This is a genomic window from Shinella sumterensis (genome assembly GCF_004514425.2).
Taxonomy (GTDB): Bacteria; Pseudomonadota; Alphaproteobacteria; order Rhizobiales; family Rhizobiaceae; genus Shinella; species Shinella sumterensis.
In genome coordinates, this window is record NZ_MYFN02000001.1 from 524,565 (window position 1) to 539,166 (window position 14,602).

A 14,602-nucleotide genomic window follows, 5' to 3' on the forward strand; every position below is an offset into this window, starting at 1 on the left:
CTTAGACCGCCGTCTGACGGACGGTTCGTGAATTAATCCGGCTCAGCCATGCGGTACCCGACGCCAGGCTCGGTGCGCACGATCCGCGGCTGGGTCGGATCCCGTTCGATCTTCTGGCGAAGCTGACCGATGAAGACCCGCAGATAATGAAGGTCCTCGCCATGGGCAGGACCCCAGACACTCGTCAGCAGGGTTCGATGGGTGACCACGCGGCCGGCGTGGCGAGCAAGCAGAAGCAGCAGGTCATACTCCTTGGGCGTCAGGTGCACGGTCTCGCCTTCGCGCGAGACGAGCCGCTTGATCGGATCGATCGTCAGGTCATCCACGTCCATAACGCTGGGAATGGCGTCCCGCCGGCCGCGATGGCGCAGCGCGGTGCGGATGCGCGCGGTCAGCTCTCCGATGCCAAAGGGTTTTTCGACGTAGTCGTCGGCGCCAAGATCGAGGGCCGCGATCTTCTCGCTTTCGCGGTCGCGGGCCGAGAGGATGACGATCGGGATGTCCGACCATGCCCGGAGGCTCGCGATCACCGCCTTGCCGTCCATGTCCGGCAGGCCGAGATCGAGGATCACGAGATCCGGCGCCTGGGTGGCAACGAACTTGAGAGCCTCGCCGCCGTTTACGGCTTCGATCACCTCATAGCCCGCAGCGGTCAGCGAGGGCTTCAGGAAGCGCTGGATCTGCGGCTCGTCATCCACGACAAGGATACGGGACTGGTTCATCAGGCATTGCCCCTTGCTTCTGCACTTCCGGGAAACCGCATCACGATGCGCGTTCCCCGCTTCCTGAGAGCCGGGCTTTCGGCATGGATCTTTCCGCCCATCGCCTCGATGAAGCCGCGCGCGATAGATAGCCCGAGCCCCGTGCCGGGCGCGCGCCCGTCCGGGTTTCCACGGCGATAGAATTTTTCGAAGATGCGGTCCAGGTCTTCTGGCGGAATGCCCTTGCCGAGATCGGTGACGGAGATGATGACATCCTTGCCCTCACGACGCGCATAGACATTCACCGGCTCCCCGGCACCATACTTGATGGCATTGTCGAGCAGATTGAACAGCACCTGCGAGATGAGCACGCTGTCGCCGCGTATCAACGGCAGATCGGTCGCAATGCTGGTTTCGATGATCTGTCCCGGGGCGTGCTTGCGCGTGCGCTCGACGGCGGACTGCACCACGTCGGTCACGTCGATCCAGTCCCGTTTCGGTTTCAACGTGCCCGCCTCGATGCGCGTCATGTCGAGCAGGTTGGCGACGAAACGGCTCATCCGGCCGCTTTCCTCCTCGATCGATTGCAGGAGGTCGCTACGGCTCTCCGCGCTCATCCGTTCGCCGAGCTCGCGAAGCGCGGTGACGGCGCCGGTGATGGTGGCGAGGGGCGTCCTCAGGTCATGCGAGATGGATGACAGCAGCGCGTCGCGATAGCGTTCCCCCTCCAGCCGCGCCGCCTGGACGATCGTCTCATCCGCCAGCCTGGCGCGATCGAGAGCGATAGCCGTCTGGTCGAGAACGGCGCTCAGCATGCGCTCCGCATTCAGGTCGAGCGGCTCGTCGGCATGCTCGACGCCACAGACACCGACGATGCCGTGAGGGCCAAGCAACGGGCGGAACTCGAAACGGCTGTTGGGAAGCGTCCCGGTGCCGCGGCCCGCCGGCTCGCGTTTGTCGTGGGTCCAGCGCGCGGCGGTGAGGTCGGTAACGTCAAGGTCCGTATCCGGTGGCCAGGCCGCCGCCACGCCGAGGTCGTCCTTCCGGGCAAGCAGGAAAACGACGGCGCGCCGCAAACGCGACTGGAGTTGCGAAACGGCCAGCCAGATCGCATCCTCGCTCTTTTCCGTCGTTGCGAGCTTGCGCGAGAAGTCGTGAAGCGATTGAAGCTCGGTTGCCCGCAGGCCTGCCACCTCTGCCTGTTGCCGGATGCGGGAGGCGAAACCACCCGCGATCATCGCCACGATCAGAAACACGAAAAGCGCAAAGACTTCATGCGGCGCGGCAATCGTGAAGGTGCGCTGCGGGTCTATGAAGAAGAAGTTGTAGGCGAGGGCAGAAAGAACCGCCGCCAGGAATGCGGCGACGTAACCCCCGGTGACGGAAGCGCCGAGCACCGAGAGCAGGAAGAGCAGCGAGATGTTGGGCAGATCGACGAAGAGATCGATCGTCTTGCCCAGCAGCACGGTCAGCGCGACGAAACCTGCGGCGCTCAGTGCCGATTGTCGCCACGCCTGCGTCCTGGGGAGCGCGAGCGGACGCCGCATGCGCTCGCCCGAAGGGCTGTCCGGCGTCACGATGTGAATGCCGAGGCCGGCCGCATCGTTTGCCAGCGCCTCTGGAAGGGCCTGTTTGACATGCTTCCGCCAGCCGGCGCGTTTCGGTGCGCCGATCACGATCTGGGTGACATGTTCTCGCCGCGCAAGCTTCAGGATCTCGTCGACGAAGTCGTTGCCGATCACGCGGCGCGTCTCTGCGCCGAGTTGCTCGGCCAACCGGAAGAGCGTCTCGATCCGCTGTACGTGCCCCGGCGTGTCTGCCTCCCGGTCGGCCCGCTCGATCGATACGACGAGCCAGGGCGCGTTGAGCCCGGAGGCGAGGCGACTTGCCACTCGCACGACCTTTTCCGACAGCGGGTCGGAACCGACGCAGACCAGCAGCCGCTCGGCCGTGGCCCAGGGGCCGTCGATTGCGTTCTGCTTGAGATAGTCGACCATCTGGTCATCGACACGGTCGGCCGTGCGGCGAAGAGCCAGTTCCCGCAGCGCCGTCAGGTTGCCGAGGCGGAAGAAGCGGTCGACCGCACGGTTCGCGCTTTCCGGCAGATAGACCTTGCCGTCCCGCAGCCGCTCGATCAGTTCGGACGGCGCAAGATCGACCAGCAGCACCTCGTCGGCCCGCTTCAGCACGATGTCAGGCACGCGCTCGCGGACAGTCACGCCAGTGATCTGCGCGACGACATCCGCCAGGCTCTCGAGATGCTGGATGTTCAAGGCCGTCCAGACATCGATACCGGCGGTGATGAGTTCCTCGATATCCTGGTATCGCTTCGGATGGCGACTGTCGTCGGGGTTGGAATGGGCGAGCTCATCGACGATGACGATCCGCGGCCGCCTTGCCAGTGCCGCGTCGAGATCGAACTCGTCGAGCATGCGTCCGTGATAGGCAATCCGCCGCCTGGGCAGGACGTCAAGCCCGTCGAGCAGTGCTGCCGTTTCACTCCGTCCGTGGGTTTCGACAAGCCCGACGACGACATCGACACCATCGGCCTTCAGGCGCCTTGCCCGAGACAGCATGGCATAGGTCTTGCCGACCCCGGGTGCTGCGCCGAGGAAAACGGTGAGCTTGCCCCGACGGTCTTTCTCCGCCAGGGCAAGCAGGGCATCCGGGTCGGGACGTCGCGCGTCCCTGCGGTCGTCATCCGCCATCAGGCTCTCACATCTTCAACGCATCGAGCGCTAGGTTGAGCTCTAGCACATTCACCCTCGCTTCGCCGATAATACCGAAGGTCGGCTCTTCGATCTGCTGCTTGACGAGCGAGGCAACGCTCGCTGGCTCCAGCCCCCGTGCCTTGGCGACGCGCGCGACCTGCGCTTCGGCAAAGGCCGGCGAGATATGCGGGTCGAGGCCGGAGCCTGACGTCGTGACTGCGTCAGCCGGTATCGGAGAGGGCATGCCTGCGCCGTTCAAACGGGCGATATCGGCTGCGGCGCGATCCCGGAGCTTGGCCGAGGTGGTGCCGAGATTGGAGCCGGACGAAGCGGCGGCGTTGTACGGATCCGGGCCGGTGGCAGACGGGCGCGGCCAGAAGTAGCGGTCGGCCGTGAAGTTCTGCCCGATAAGCGTTGAACCGACCACCGTGCCGCCGCGATCGATCAGGCTGCCATTGGCCTTTTGAGGCATCACCGCCTGGGCGACGGCGTTGATAGTGAGCGGATAGACAAGGCCGGTGAGGACGGTCAGGGCAACGACCAGGGTGAGGGCGGGTCTGAGATGATTGAGCATGGTTACACCAGATGTAGAGCGCTGATGGCGGCATCGATGAGTTTGATGCCGGCGAAGGGCAGTATGAGGCCGCCGACGCCATAGACCAGCAGGTTTCGGCGCAGGAGTGCCGCCGCACCCGAGGGACGATAGGCCACCCCTTTCAGCGCCAGCGGTATCAGCGCGACGATGATCAGTGCATTGAAGATGACGGCCGACAGGATGGCCGATTGGGGCGAGGCGAGCCCCATCACGTTGAGGGTATCAAGGGCCGGATAGGTCGCGACGAACAGCGCCGGAATGATGGCGAAGTATTTGGCAACATCATTAGCGATGGAGAAGGTCGTCAGCGAGCCGCGTGTCATCAGGAGTTGTTTGCCGATCTCGACGATTTCGATGAGCTTGGTCGGGCTCGAGTCGAGATCCACCATGTTGGCGGCTTCGCGGGCGGCCTGGGTGCCGGTCTGCATCGCGACCCCGACATCCGCCTGGGCGAGCGCTGGCGCGTCGTTCGTTCCGTCGCCGCACATGGCGATGAGACGGCCGCCCTGCTGCTCGCGGCGGATATAGGCAAGCTTGTCCTCCGGTGTGGCCTGGGCGAGGAAATCGTCGACGCCCGCCTCCGAGGCGATGGCCGCAGCCGTCACCGGATTGTCGCCGGTGACCATGACGGTGCGGATGCCCATGGCGCGAAGCGCGGCGAAACGGTCCTTGATCCCCGGCTTCACCACGTCCTTCAGATGGATGGTGCCGAGCAGGCGCTCGCCGTCCGCGACGGCGAGAGGGGTGCCGCCGGTGCGGGCGATCTTTTCCACGGCGCTATGGAAATCGGCCGGTGCGTCCCGTTCCGTGAGGCCGGCGAAGCGCAGAACGGCGTCGACGGCCCCCTTGCGCAGGCGGCGCGTGCCCATGTCGACGCCCGAAAGCCGCGTCTCCGCGGTGAAGCCGATGACGGCATCGAAGCCCGAATTCGGCATGGCGACACCGAACTCGCCGGTGGCGAGCGCCACGACCGAGCGGCCTTCCGGCGTCTCGTCGGAAAGCGAGGCGAGGAGGGCGGCCTCCGCCAGTTCGCCGGCGGTCACGCCGGGGGCCGGCAGGAAGTCGCTCGCCATGCGGTTGCCAAAGGTGATGGTACCCGTCTTGTCGAGAAGAAGCGTATCGACGTCGCCGGCGGCCTCGACGGCGCGGCCGGACGTGGCGATGACGTTGAAGCGCACAAGGCGGTCCATGCCGGCAATCCCGATGGCAGAGAGCAGGCCACCGATGGTGGTCGGGATCAGGGTGACGAGAAGCGCGGCGAGCACGGTCACGGAGAGCACGGTTCCGGAATAGCCCGCCAACCCCCAGATCGCGACGCAGACGAAGAGGAAGATCAGCGTGAGGCCGGAAAGCAGGATCGACAATGCGATCTCGTTCGGCGTCTTCTGGCGCTGGGCCCCTTCGATCAGCGCGATCATGCGATCGACGAAGGAGGAGCCGGGCTGAACGGTGATCTTCACCCTGATCTCATCGGACAGCACCTGCGTGCCGCCGGTGACGGCGGAGCGATCGCCGCCGGATTCGCGGATGACGGGTGCGGATTCACCGGTAATGGCGCTCTCGTTGACCGAGGCGACGCCTTCGATCACCTCTCCGTCGCCGGGAATGAGCTCGCCGGCGGCAACCAGCACGACATCGCCGACCTTGAGGCTGGATGCCGGGATCGTCTCCGTCGTCCCGCTTGCGCCAACCTTGCGGGCGACGAGGTCGGACTTCGTCTTCTTCAAGCTGTCGGCCTGGGCCCGGCCGCGACCTTCCGCCACGGCTTCGGCGAAGGTGGCAAACAGTACGGTGAACCAGAGCCACGCAGCGATCTGGCCGGAAAAGCCGGCCTCGGCAGGATTGGCGGCGAGATCCCGAATGAAAAGGATCGTCACGACAGCAGCGACGACTTCCGTCACGAAGATAACCGGATTGCGCAGGAGTTTGCGGGGATCGAGCTTGACGACGGCGTCACGCATTGCCGGAAACAGGATCGACGGATCGAGGAGACCGGGCGCCCTGTGGTCTTTCGGCTTATTGGCTTGGGACATGGGAGTTCCTTCAGAAGGTCTGGCCGGCGAGCATGGCGAGGTGTTCGACAACGGGGCCGAGCGCCAGTGCAGGGAAGAATTGCAGGCCACCGAGGATGAGGATGATGCCGATGAGGAGCCCGACGAAGAGCGGGCCGTCGGTCGGGAAGGTGCCGGCCGAGGCCGGGGCCTTCACCTTGGCGGCGAGCGATCCGGCAATTGCCATGACCGGCACGACATAGGCGAAGCGACCAAGCAGCATCGCGATCCCGAGCGTGGTGTTGTACCAGGGCGTGTTTCCGGTGAGCCCGCCGAAGGCCGAGCCGTTGTTGCCCGCCGTCGAGGTATAGGCATAAAGGATTTCCGACAGCCCGTGCGGCCCTGCTGTTCCGATGCTGGCCACCGCGAAAGGCAGCATCGCCGAGATGGCGGTGAAGCCGAGGATCACCAGTGGCAGGATCAGGACGGCCAGCATGGCGAACGTCATCTCCCGCCCTTCGATCTTCTTGCCGAGGAATTCCGGCGTGCGCCCCACCATCAGGCCGGCCACGAAAACGGAAAGCAGCGCGAAGACCAGCATCCCGTAGAGGCCCGAGCCGACACCGCCGGGCAGTACCTCTCCAAGCTGCATGAGGAACATCGGCACCAGGCCGCCGAGGCCCGTGAAGGAGCCGTGCATGCCGTTGACGCCGCCGTCCGAAAGGCCGGTGGTCACCGCCGCATAGAGCGCGGTCATGGCCTGACCGAAGCGGACTTCCTTGCCTTCCATGTTCCCGAGAGCCGGGTCGACGCCGAGCGCAGTCAGGATGGGGTTGCCCTGCGCCTCTGCCCAGTAGGTGACGGTGACGCCGGCGATCAGGAGGATCGCCATGGCCGAGATCAGGGCCCAGCCCTGCCGGCGATTGCCGACCATCTGGCCGAAACTGTAGACGAGGGCCGCCGAGATCGACAGCATGGCGAAGATATTCAGGTAATTCGACCAGGCGGTGGGGTTCTCGAAGGGATGCGCCGCGTTGACGTTGAAGAAGCCGCCGCCATTGGTGCCGAGTTGCTTGATTGCTTCCTGCGAGGCCACCGGCCCGAGCGAGATGACCTGGTCTGCGCCCTCCAGCGTCCGGGCCGTCACCGAGGCATCGAGTGTCTGCGGCAGGCCCATGGCGACAAAGGCGAGTGCGACCACGATGGACAGCGGCAGCAACACGTAAAGCGTGGCCCTGACCATATCGACCCAGAAATTGCCGAGCGTCGTGACCTTGGAGCGGGCGAGCGCCCGGGTGAAGGCAACCGCGAGCGCCATGCCTGTCGCCGCCGACAGGAAGTTCTGGACGGTGAGCCCGGCCATCTGGCTGAAATGGCTGAGCGTCGTCTCGCCGGCATAGTTCTGCCAGTTGGTGTTCGTGACGAAGGAAACGGCGGTGTTGAAGGCGAGATCGGCGGGAACGGCTGGGAAGCCCTGCGGATTCAGCGGCAGATGGGCCTGGAACCGAAGCATGGCGTAAAGTGCGAGAAAGCCAACGAGCGAAAAGGCGAGCATGGCAAGGGTGTAGGCGAGCCATCCTTGCTCCTTGTTCGGGTCGACCCCGCTCATGCGATAGAAGCCCTCCTCGATGGGCCCGAGCACCGGCGAGAGAACGGTCCGCTCGCCGCTGAAGACCCGCGCCATGTAGAGCCCGAGCGGCTTGATCACGAAGAGGACGGCAAGGAAGAGGAGGCTGATCTGCAGCCATCCGACTGTTGTCATGGATCTACTCCCGATCAGAAACGCTCGGGACGCAGCAGCGTCACGACGAGGTAGGCGCCGAGGCCGACGGCGACAAGAAAGCCGAAGAGAGGTTCAATCATCGTCGCCTTCCTCAAAGCCGGCCGAGCGCGCGGGCATAGAGCGCAAGCACGAGAAGGGTGCCTCCGCCAAGCGCGATAAAAAAGAGATCGGACATATCAGTGTCTCCTGTTGATGCAGGAGCAGGATAGGCGCCTTACGGCTCAGGCTTCGATTGGGAAGTCCGGCGGCGGAAATAAAGAAAACATAAGGACGGTTTGGCGAGCGCTCACGCGTTACACCATTGCCAACCCGGTGGGCGCAACAGTCAGCCCGTGACGGTCCGTTCAGGTCGGATAGGCTTGCTGAGGTAAGGTGATCCCGTCACCGCAAAGCGCCACGGCCGCTCGGCGGCTTTGCTGATGCCGATACGCACGCCGCTCGTAATCGCGGGAACGGCGGCCGGCAGTTCCACGGAGAACGGAGGGGCCAGAACGGAAAGCCCGTTCATATCGCTGCTGACGCCGAGCGCCTTGCACAGGTTTCCGGGGCCAGCGCACAGCTTTCGTATTTCGCTCACAGCCCGGCGTGCTCTCATTGTCTCGATGCCATACACCGGCTCCAGGGCGCGGATGAGCACGGCGCTGCCCTCCTCGCAGACAAAATTCAGGCACCAGTGCAGCCCATAGGAGCGAGAGACATAGGCGCGCGCCGGCGCGCCGAACATCGCTGCATTCGCAGCCGTCGGCCCCCTGAAACTGTGCGACGCCTCATCATCCCGATGGTAGGCTTCCGTCTCGACAATGATCCCGCCGACCCCGTCGATTTGCAGGTCCGCCCCAAGCAGGTCGGTCGCGACCGCGAGCACGTCGCGTGCGAAGAAATGTTCGTCCAAGACCGTCAATTCAAAAGATCCCGCATCGTCAGTGCGTTTTCGATGGCGGCGCCGGACGCCGTGTTGTCGAAGACGCACCAGCTGTCTTCGTCGAGGCGTTTGCCGAAGCGCCTGATGTCTGCCTCGCTGTAGCTGGAATAGTAGATTTTCGGCGTGCCGTGCAATCGCACATATTTCGGAGGCTCGTCGAAACCGGTTTCCGGCCAGACGGGCGCCGGGTCGGCAAGAACGCGCTCGATGGCATGGCGTTGCAGGAGCATTTTTGCCGGCTCCGACGCCCAGCTTTTGTGGCGTGGTTCTATCACGATCGTACCCGCGTGGTTGCGGCGCATGGCAGCAAAGGCTTCATTGGCGGTCTTCGCGTCGAACGCGAGGCTTGGCGGCAGCTGGCACAGGAGCGGACCGAGCTTTTCGTTCAGGCCCTGGATCTCGTTCAGAAACGTGTCGAAAAGCCCGCCTATGTCGTGCAGCCTTGCGTCATGAGTAATCTCGCGGGGTATTTTTACAGCAAAACGGAAGTGCTCCGGCACCGAGACGGCCCATCGTTCGAACGTCTTGGCCTGATGGTGGCGATAGAAGGTTGAGTTGATTTCGACGCCGTTAAAGACGGCGGCATATCGTTCCAGGCCGGTACCCGTCTCCGGAAATCGTTGAGCAACCGTCTTGGGAATGGACCACGCTGCTGTCGCGATGAAGGGCACCCCGTCCTCCGCTGTTCCTCACAAGTGCGAGACGGAATTCCGATTTGCGGCTTTGGTTCCGGGCGGAAGTCGGAACATTCTGTTTGCTTCAGCATTGCCGATGTCGAAGCTGGAGAATGGGCGTGGCGCCGAGAGCGAACTGGAAAGGTTTCCTGAAAGTGGGCGAGCTGGTCTGTCCGGTGGCGCTTTACACCGCCGCGTCGACCAGCGATCGCATCGCCTTTCACATGCTCAATCGCAAGACCGGTCATCGGCTTCATCGGGAATTCATCGACAGCGAGACGGGCAAAACCGTTGAACGCGAGGATCAGGTGAAGGGCTACGAGGTCGGCGATGGCGATTATATCGCGCTCGACCCGGAGGAAATCGCGGCCGCCCTCCCTGAGAGCGACAAGACGTTGGAGATCGAGGCGTTCATCGCCTGCGATGACATCGATGACCTGTATTTCGACAAGCCCTACTATCTCACGCCCTCCGACCGTCACGGCGATGAGGCCTTTGCGTTGATCCGTGAAGGAATGAAGAAGTCGAACGTGGCCGCCCTTGCGGAAACCGTTCTCTTCCGACGGATGCGCACGGTGCTGATCCGCCCGGAGGGCCAGGGCCTTGTCGCAACCACGCTCAACTATGACTACGAAGTGCGATCGGCCGAGGCGGCATTCTCGGATGTACCCGACGTCAAGCTCAAGGGCGAAATGCTGGAGCTTGCCGAACACATCATCAACACGAAAAAGGGCCGGTTCGATCCGAAGGGCTTCGATGATCGCTACGACGCGGCGCTGGCGGAGGTGGTGAAGGCGAAGATCGAGGGACGGAAGATCAAGCCTGTCAAGCCGAAGGCTGAAGGCAAGGTCATCGACCTTATGGAGGCGCTTCGCCAGAGTGCAGGCAAGGGCGAGAAACCGGCAAAACGCAAAACGAAGAAGCCTGCGGCCGCGCGCAAACCGGCGGCGGGCCGTCGGAAGGCAGGATGAGCATGGCGACGCTGGATGTCTATCGGCAGAAGCGGGATTTCAAGACCACGTCGGAGCCGCGCGGCAGGAAGGCGCGGACGGGCGGCAACAGTTTTGTCATCCAGAAGCACGATGCCACACGGCTGCACTATGATTTTCGCCTCGAAATGGACGGCGTGCTGAAGAGCTGGGCGGTGACGAAGGGCCCGAGCCTGGTCCCGAGCGAAAAACGACTTGCCGTGCATGTGGAGGATCATCCTCTCGACTACGGCGACTTTGAAGGGACCATTCCCAAGGGTGAATATGGCGGCGGCACCGTCATCGTCTGGGATCGTGGCACATGGGAGCCGATCGGCGACGTGCGAAAAGCCTATGCAAAGGGACATCTCGAATTCACGCTCGACGGTGAAAAGCTGCACGGGCGCTGGCATCTCGTGCGCATGCACGGCAAACCCGCCGAGAAGCGCGAAAACTGGTTGCTGATCAAGGGCGATGACGAATTCGCCATGCCTGAAGGTCAGGACGACCTGCTCGAGGAGCGGCCTGAATCGGTGAAAACGGGACGCGAGATCGCGGATGTCGCCGGAGAGGAGCCCGGGTGGTCGTCGAAGACCGGGCGTATCCGGAAGCCATCGAGAGCGAAAACGCAAAAAAAGACCGCGAAGCGGGAGGACACGGCTGAGCCGGCGCCGGACCCATCCGATATCAAGGGCGCGCGCAAGGCGACACTGCCGGATTTCCTGCCGCCGACGCTGGCAACGCTTGCCAGCGCGCCGCCGGCCGGCGAGCGATGGCTGCATGAGATCAAGTTCGACGGATATCGCCTTCAGGCCCGCATCGAGGCGGGCCGGGTCAAGCTGCTCACCCGCAGCGGCCTCGACTGGACGAAGAAATTCGGCAAGGCCGTACCGGATGCCCTGCGGGACCTGCCTATCGGTACGGCCATCCTGGATGGCGAACTTGTCGTCGAGACTGGTGCAGGCGCATCCGATTTTTCCGCTTTGCAAGCCGATCTCAGCGCGGGCCGCGACGATCGTTTCACCTTCTATCTTTTCGATCTTCTCTATCTCGACGGGTACGACCTGACCCGTCTGCCGCTTGAGCAACGCAAAAGCCTGCTCGAAAAGCTCGTCATGGGAACAGAAGGAGCTTTGCGCTACAGCGGCCATTTCGATGAAAATGGCGCGCTCGTTCTACGCCACGCGTGCCGCCTCAGTCTGGAGGGCGTGGTATCGAAGCTGCGCGATGCGCCCTATCGGGCCGGCCGCAGCAAGGGTTGGATCAAATCGAAATGCTCTGCCCGACAGGAGTTCGTCATCGGCGGCTACGTGCCGTCCACCGTCTCCCGCAAGGCGATCGGGTCTTTGGTGCTCGGCGTCTACAAGAAGGGTAAGCTGGAGCCGGTCGGTCGTGTCGGCACGGGGTTTTCCGCACTCGTCGCGGAGGATATCTTCAAGCGTCTCTCGCGCCTGCGGACGGAGGAAAGCCCGTTCGGACGAAAGCTGACGGCGGAGGAGGCGCGCCAGGCCCGCTATGTGCGGCCCGAGCTGGTGGCGGAGGTGGAATTCCGGGCCTGGACGGCCGATGGCCACCTTCGGCACGCATCCTTCCGCGGCCTGAGGGAAGACAAGCCCGCACAGGAGGTCGTTGCCGAGATGCCCAAGTCGACGAAAGCCAAGGCGGAGAAAGCGCCAAAGCCGCAGCGCCGTACCGTGCGCCTCACGCATCCGGACCGGGTCTACTGGCCGGCAGAAGGCGTCACAAAGGAAGGGCTCGCGGATTATTATACCGAGGTCTGGCGCTATATCGCGCCGCATATCGTCGGCCGCCCGCTCGCGCTCCTGCGCGCGCCGAGCGGCATCGATGGGCAGACCTTCTTCCAGAAACATGTCTGGAAGGGCATCAATGCGAACATTCTCCAGGTGCAGGACCCCGCGGAAAAGGACGACGAGCCCTATGTCGCCATCAACGATCTCGATGGCCTGATGGGCCTCGTTCAGGCTGCGGTGCTTGAAATCCACCCTTGGGGCTCGACGCTCGCCGACTGGGAGCGACCCGACCGCATCATCATGGATCTCGATCCCGGTGACGGCGTCGACTGGCAGGCGGTCATCGACGCCGCAGAGGAGACGCGAAAGCGCCTCGAAGCGGCCGGGTTGAATGCCTTCGTCAAAACCTCCGGCGGCAAGGGTCTGCATGTCTGCGCACCGCTCAAGCCGTCTGCGCGCTGGCCGGCCGTCAAGGCATTCTGCAAGGGCATCGCCGATGCCATGGCAAAAGACAGCCCCGGCAAATATGTCTCGACCATCACCAAGTCGAAGCGCCGCGGAAAAATCCTGATCGACTACCTGCGCAACCAGCGCGGCATGACGGCGGTCGCGCCATACTCGACCCGAGCCCGGCCCGGTGCCGCCGTTTCCATGCCGCTGGCCTGGGAGGAACTCGGCCCCGATATCGGCCCGGCCTACTTCACGGTCGACAACACACCGACCCGTCTCCAGTCGCTAAAGGCTGATCCATGGGCGGATTTCACCGAGGCCGCCCGGCCGTTGAAGGCTTCAAAGCAGAAGGCCTGATCCTACTTGCCTTTGCCCTCGGCCTTGATGCTCTTACGCAGGGCGTCCATGATGTTGATGACGTTGCCGGACGTTTTCGGTTGAGCCTTGCGCGCGGCCGGGCGCTTGCGCCCCTTCTTCTTGGCGGCGATGATATCGAGCAATTTCGCCTGCACGGGATCGTCGACCATTTTCGGATCCCAGGCCTTGGTACGCTCCTTGATCAGCGTCTTGACGAGGGCGAGCGCCTTCGAGTCCGGTTTCGCCTGCTTGAGATCGGAAAAATACTCCGCCTCATTGCGCACCTCGTCGCCGTAACGCAGGGTCCACAGCACGATGCCCTTGCCCCGCGGCTCGAGCATCACTGCCCGTTCGCGGCGATAGAGGACGAGCCGGGAGATGCCGACGGTGCCTGTCGATGCCATGGCTTCGCGGATGACGGAGAACGCCTCTTCGCCGACCGTGTCGTTCGGTACGAGGAAATGCGGCGAGTCGTACCAGATCCACTCGATCGTCTCGCGCGGCACGAAGGTCTCGATATCGATCGTGCGCGTGCTTTCCAGCGCCACCGCTTCAATCTCGTCGTCCTCCAGCATGACGTAGTCGTCTTCGCCGCGCGGATAGCCTTTCACCTCGTCGTCCTCACCGACTTCCTTGCCGGTGACGGCATCGACGTAGCGGCTGACCACCGGATTGCCGGTCTTGCCGTTCAAGGTGCGAAAGCGAACCTTGTCTTCCTGGGAAATCGCCGGCGACATGGCCACAGGGCATGTCACCAGCGAAAGCTTGAGATAGCCCTTCCAGAAGGCACGCGGTGCCATCAATCCTTCCTTTCGAGAGGCAGATGCTTGGACAGAGCAAAGCGCTCGGCGAAAGCGATGTCTTCCTGCGTCACGATCGGGATGGGATCGGACAGGATGGCGAGCAGGGTTTCGCGGGAAATGGAGTCTTCTTCGATCGCGTCCATAAGCGCACCGCGGGTCTCACGCTCCGCCCGCAGCAAAGCCGCCAGCGCCAGGATCAGCCTGTCCTTGTTGTCCATGAAAACCTCCGCAGTCGCATGCTTCCGGAGATAATGCCGAATGGACCCATCGGTTCCTCAAACCGGCGTGCCAGCTTTTCGTTTTGCTCGTTTCGCACGAGGAATCAGTCGGGTTCGCGGGTGAAGTCCTCCGGCTCTTCCTTGAACGTGGACATGGCGCGAAGGGTCAGCAGCGTCACGACGGACAGCACGATTGCCGTGTCGTAGGATCCGAGCCCGACGGAGGTGCCGATGGCGCCCGTCGCCCAGAGGCTTGCGGCCGTCGCGGTGCCGCGCACGCTGTTCTTCACCACGAGGATCGCGCCGCCCCCTATGAACCCCATGCCGGTGATCAGCCCTTCGACGATGCGCGCCGTCGCCTCGGCGTTGCCGTTGATGAGCGGTTCCGCCGCCTGCACGAATCCGCAGCTTGCGATCGCCACAAGCGGGAAGGTCCGCAATCCCGCACTGCGCTCATGACGCTCCCGGTCCCAGCCAATAGGCAGTGCCAGAACATAGGCGGTCAGCAGGGCGCCGAGATGAGGCAGCACGTCGAGATTGATACCGATGCTCTGCAGCCATTGCATGAGGGGATCCTTGGATCAGGTTGGATTAGACCTCCAGATATCGTCGCTGCGCCTCACGGCAAGATCACCAAGGCTCACATATTTCATTTGCGTGCTTGGCGGAAAGCAGATC

General features: G+C 63.5%; 13 protein-coding genes. 2 read left to right on the forward strand and 11 right to left on the reverse strand.

What is annotated here, in order from left to right:
• Window positions 1-32: 32 nt before the first annotated feature.
• The 8 genes from B5M41_RS02545 to B5M41_RS02575 form a co-directional block, all read right to left on the reverse strand.
• Window positions 33-722: a response regulator gene (locus B5M41_RS02545; protein WP_134646686.1), complete on the reverse strand. Its 690-nt coding sequence runs from the start codon at window positions 720-722 to the stop codon at window positions 33-35.
• Window positions 722-3,409, reverse strand: coding sequence for a sensor histidine kinase (locus tag B5M41_RS02550; RefSeq protein ID WP_134646688.1), 2,688 nt, complete (start codon window positions 3,407-3,409; stop codon window positions 722-724). Before B5M41_RS02550 ends, B5M41_RS02545 begins: the two co-directional genes overlap by 1 nt.
• 7 nt (window positions 3,410-3,416) lie before the next feature.
• Window positions 3,417-3,986: a potassium-transporting ATPase subunit KdpC gene (gene kdpC, locus B5M41_RS02555; RefSeq protein ID WP_134646690.1), complete on the reverse strand. Its 570-nt coding sequence runs from the start codon at window positions 3,984-3,986 to the stop codon at window positions 3,417-3,419.
• Between the two features lie 2 nt (window positions 3,987-3,988).
• A complete protein-coding gene (kdpB, locus tag B5M41_RS02560) occupies window positions 3,989-6,040 on the reverse strand; it encodes a potassium-transporting ATPase subunit KdpB (protein WP_134646692.1) in 2,052 nt (683 codons plus the stop codon).
• A gap of 10 nt (window positions 6,041-6,050) precedes the next feature.
• The gene (gene kdpA, locus B5M41_RS02565; protein WP_134646694.1) at window positions 6,051-7,760 is read right to left on the reverse strand and encodes a potassium-transporting ATPase subunit KdpA; all 1,710 of its coding nucleotides are present in this window, start codon (window positions 7,758-7,760) and stop codon (window positions 6,051-6,053) included.
• A 14-nt stretch (window positions 7,761-7,774) separates the two neighbouring features.
• Entirely contained in the window at window positions 7,775-7,861 is an 87-nt protein-coding gene (gene kdpF / locus B5M41_RS27120) for a K(+)-transporting ATPase subunit F (RefSeq protein ID WP_370340835.1), read from the reverse strand.
• Between the two features lie 245 nt (window positions 7,862-8,106).
• Window positions 8,107-8,682, reverse strand: coding sequence for a DNA-3-methyladenine glycosylase (locus B5M41_RS02570; RefSeq protein WP_329959070.1), 576 nt, complete (start codon window positions 8,680-8,682; stop codon window positions 8,107-8,109).
• On the reverse strand, window positions 8,679-9,374 hold the full coding sequence (locus B5M41_RS02575; RefSeq protein WP_134646698.1) for a DUF72 domain-containing protein: 696 nt from the start codon (window positions 9,372-9,374) through the stop codon (window positions 8,679-8,681). Before B5M41_RS02575 ends, B5M41_RS02570 begins: the two co-directional genes overlap by 4 nt.
• A 116-nt stretch (window positions 9,375-9,490) precedes the next feature.
• On the opposite strand from B5M41_RS02575, the gene ku (B5M41_RS02580) reads away from it, so the two are divergent.
• Together ku (B5M41_RS02580) and ligD are read left to right on the forward strand one after the other, a co-directional pair.
• Complete coding sequence (gene ku, locus B5M41_RS02580; RefSeq protein ID WP_209020840.1) at window positions 9,491-10,348, forward strand: non-homologous end joining protein Ku; 858 nt, start codon at window positions 9,491-9,493, stop codon at window positions 10,346-10,348.
• A gap of 2 nt (window positions 10,349-10,350) precedes the next feature.
• Window positions 10,351-12,903, forward strand: coding sequence for a DNA ligase D (ligD, locus tag B5M41_RS02585; RefSeq protein WP_134646794.1), 2,553 nt, complete (start codon window positions 10,351-10,353; stop codon window positions 12,901-12,903).
• Between the two features lie 2 nt (window positions 12,904-12,905).
• On the opposite strand, the gene ku (B5M41_RS02590) is transcribed toward ligD, so the two are convergent.
• From ku (B5M41_RS02590) to B5M41_RS02600, 3 genes are all read right to left on the reverse strand, one after another.
• A complete protein-coding gene (ku, locus tag B5M41_RS02590) occupies window positions 12,906-13,703 on the reverse strand; it encodes a non-homologous end joining protein Ku (protein ID WP_134646702.1) in 798 nt (265 codons plus the stop codon).
• Window positions 13,703-13,924, reverse strand: coding sequence for a hypothetical protein (locus tag B5M41_RS02595; protein WP_134646704.1), 222 nt, complete (start codon window positions 13,922-13,924; stop codon window positions 13,703-13,705). Before B5M41_RS02595 ends, ku (B5M41_RS02590) begins: the two co-directional genes overlap by 1 nt.
• Before the next feature lie 104 nt (window positions 13,925-14,028).
• Window positions 14,029-14,490 (reverse strand): MgtC/SapB family protein, encoded by a 462-nt coding sequence (locus B5M41_RS02600; RefSeq protein WP_134646706.1) that lies wholly within the window; start codon window positions 14,488-14,490, stop codon window positions 14,029-14,031.
• Window positions 14,491-14,602 lie beyond the last annotated feature (112 nt).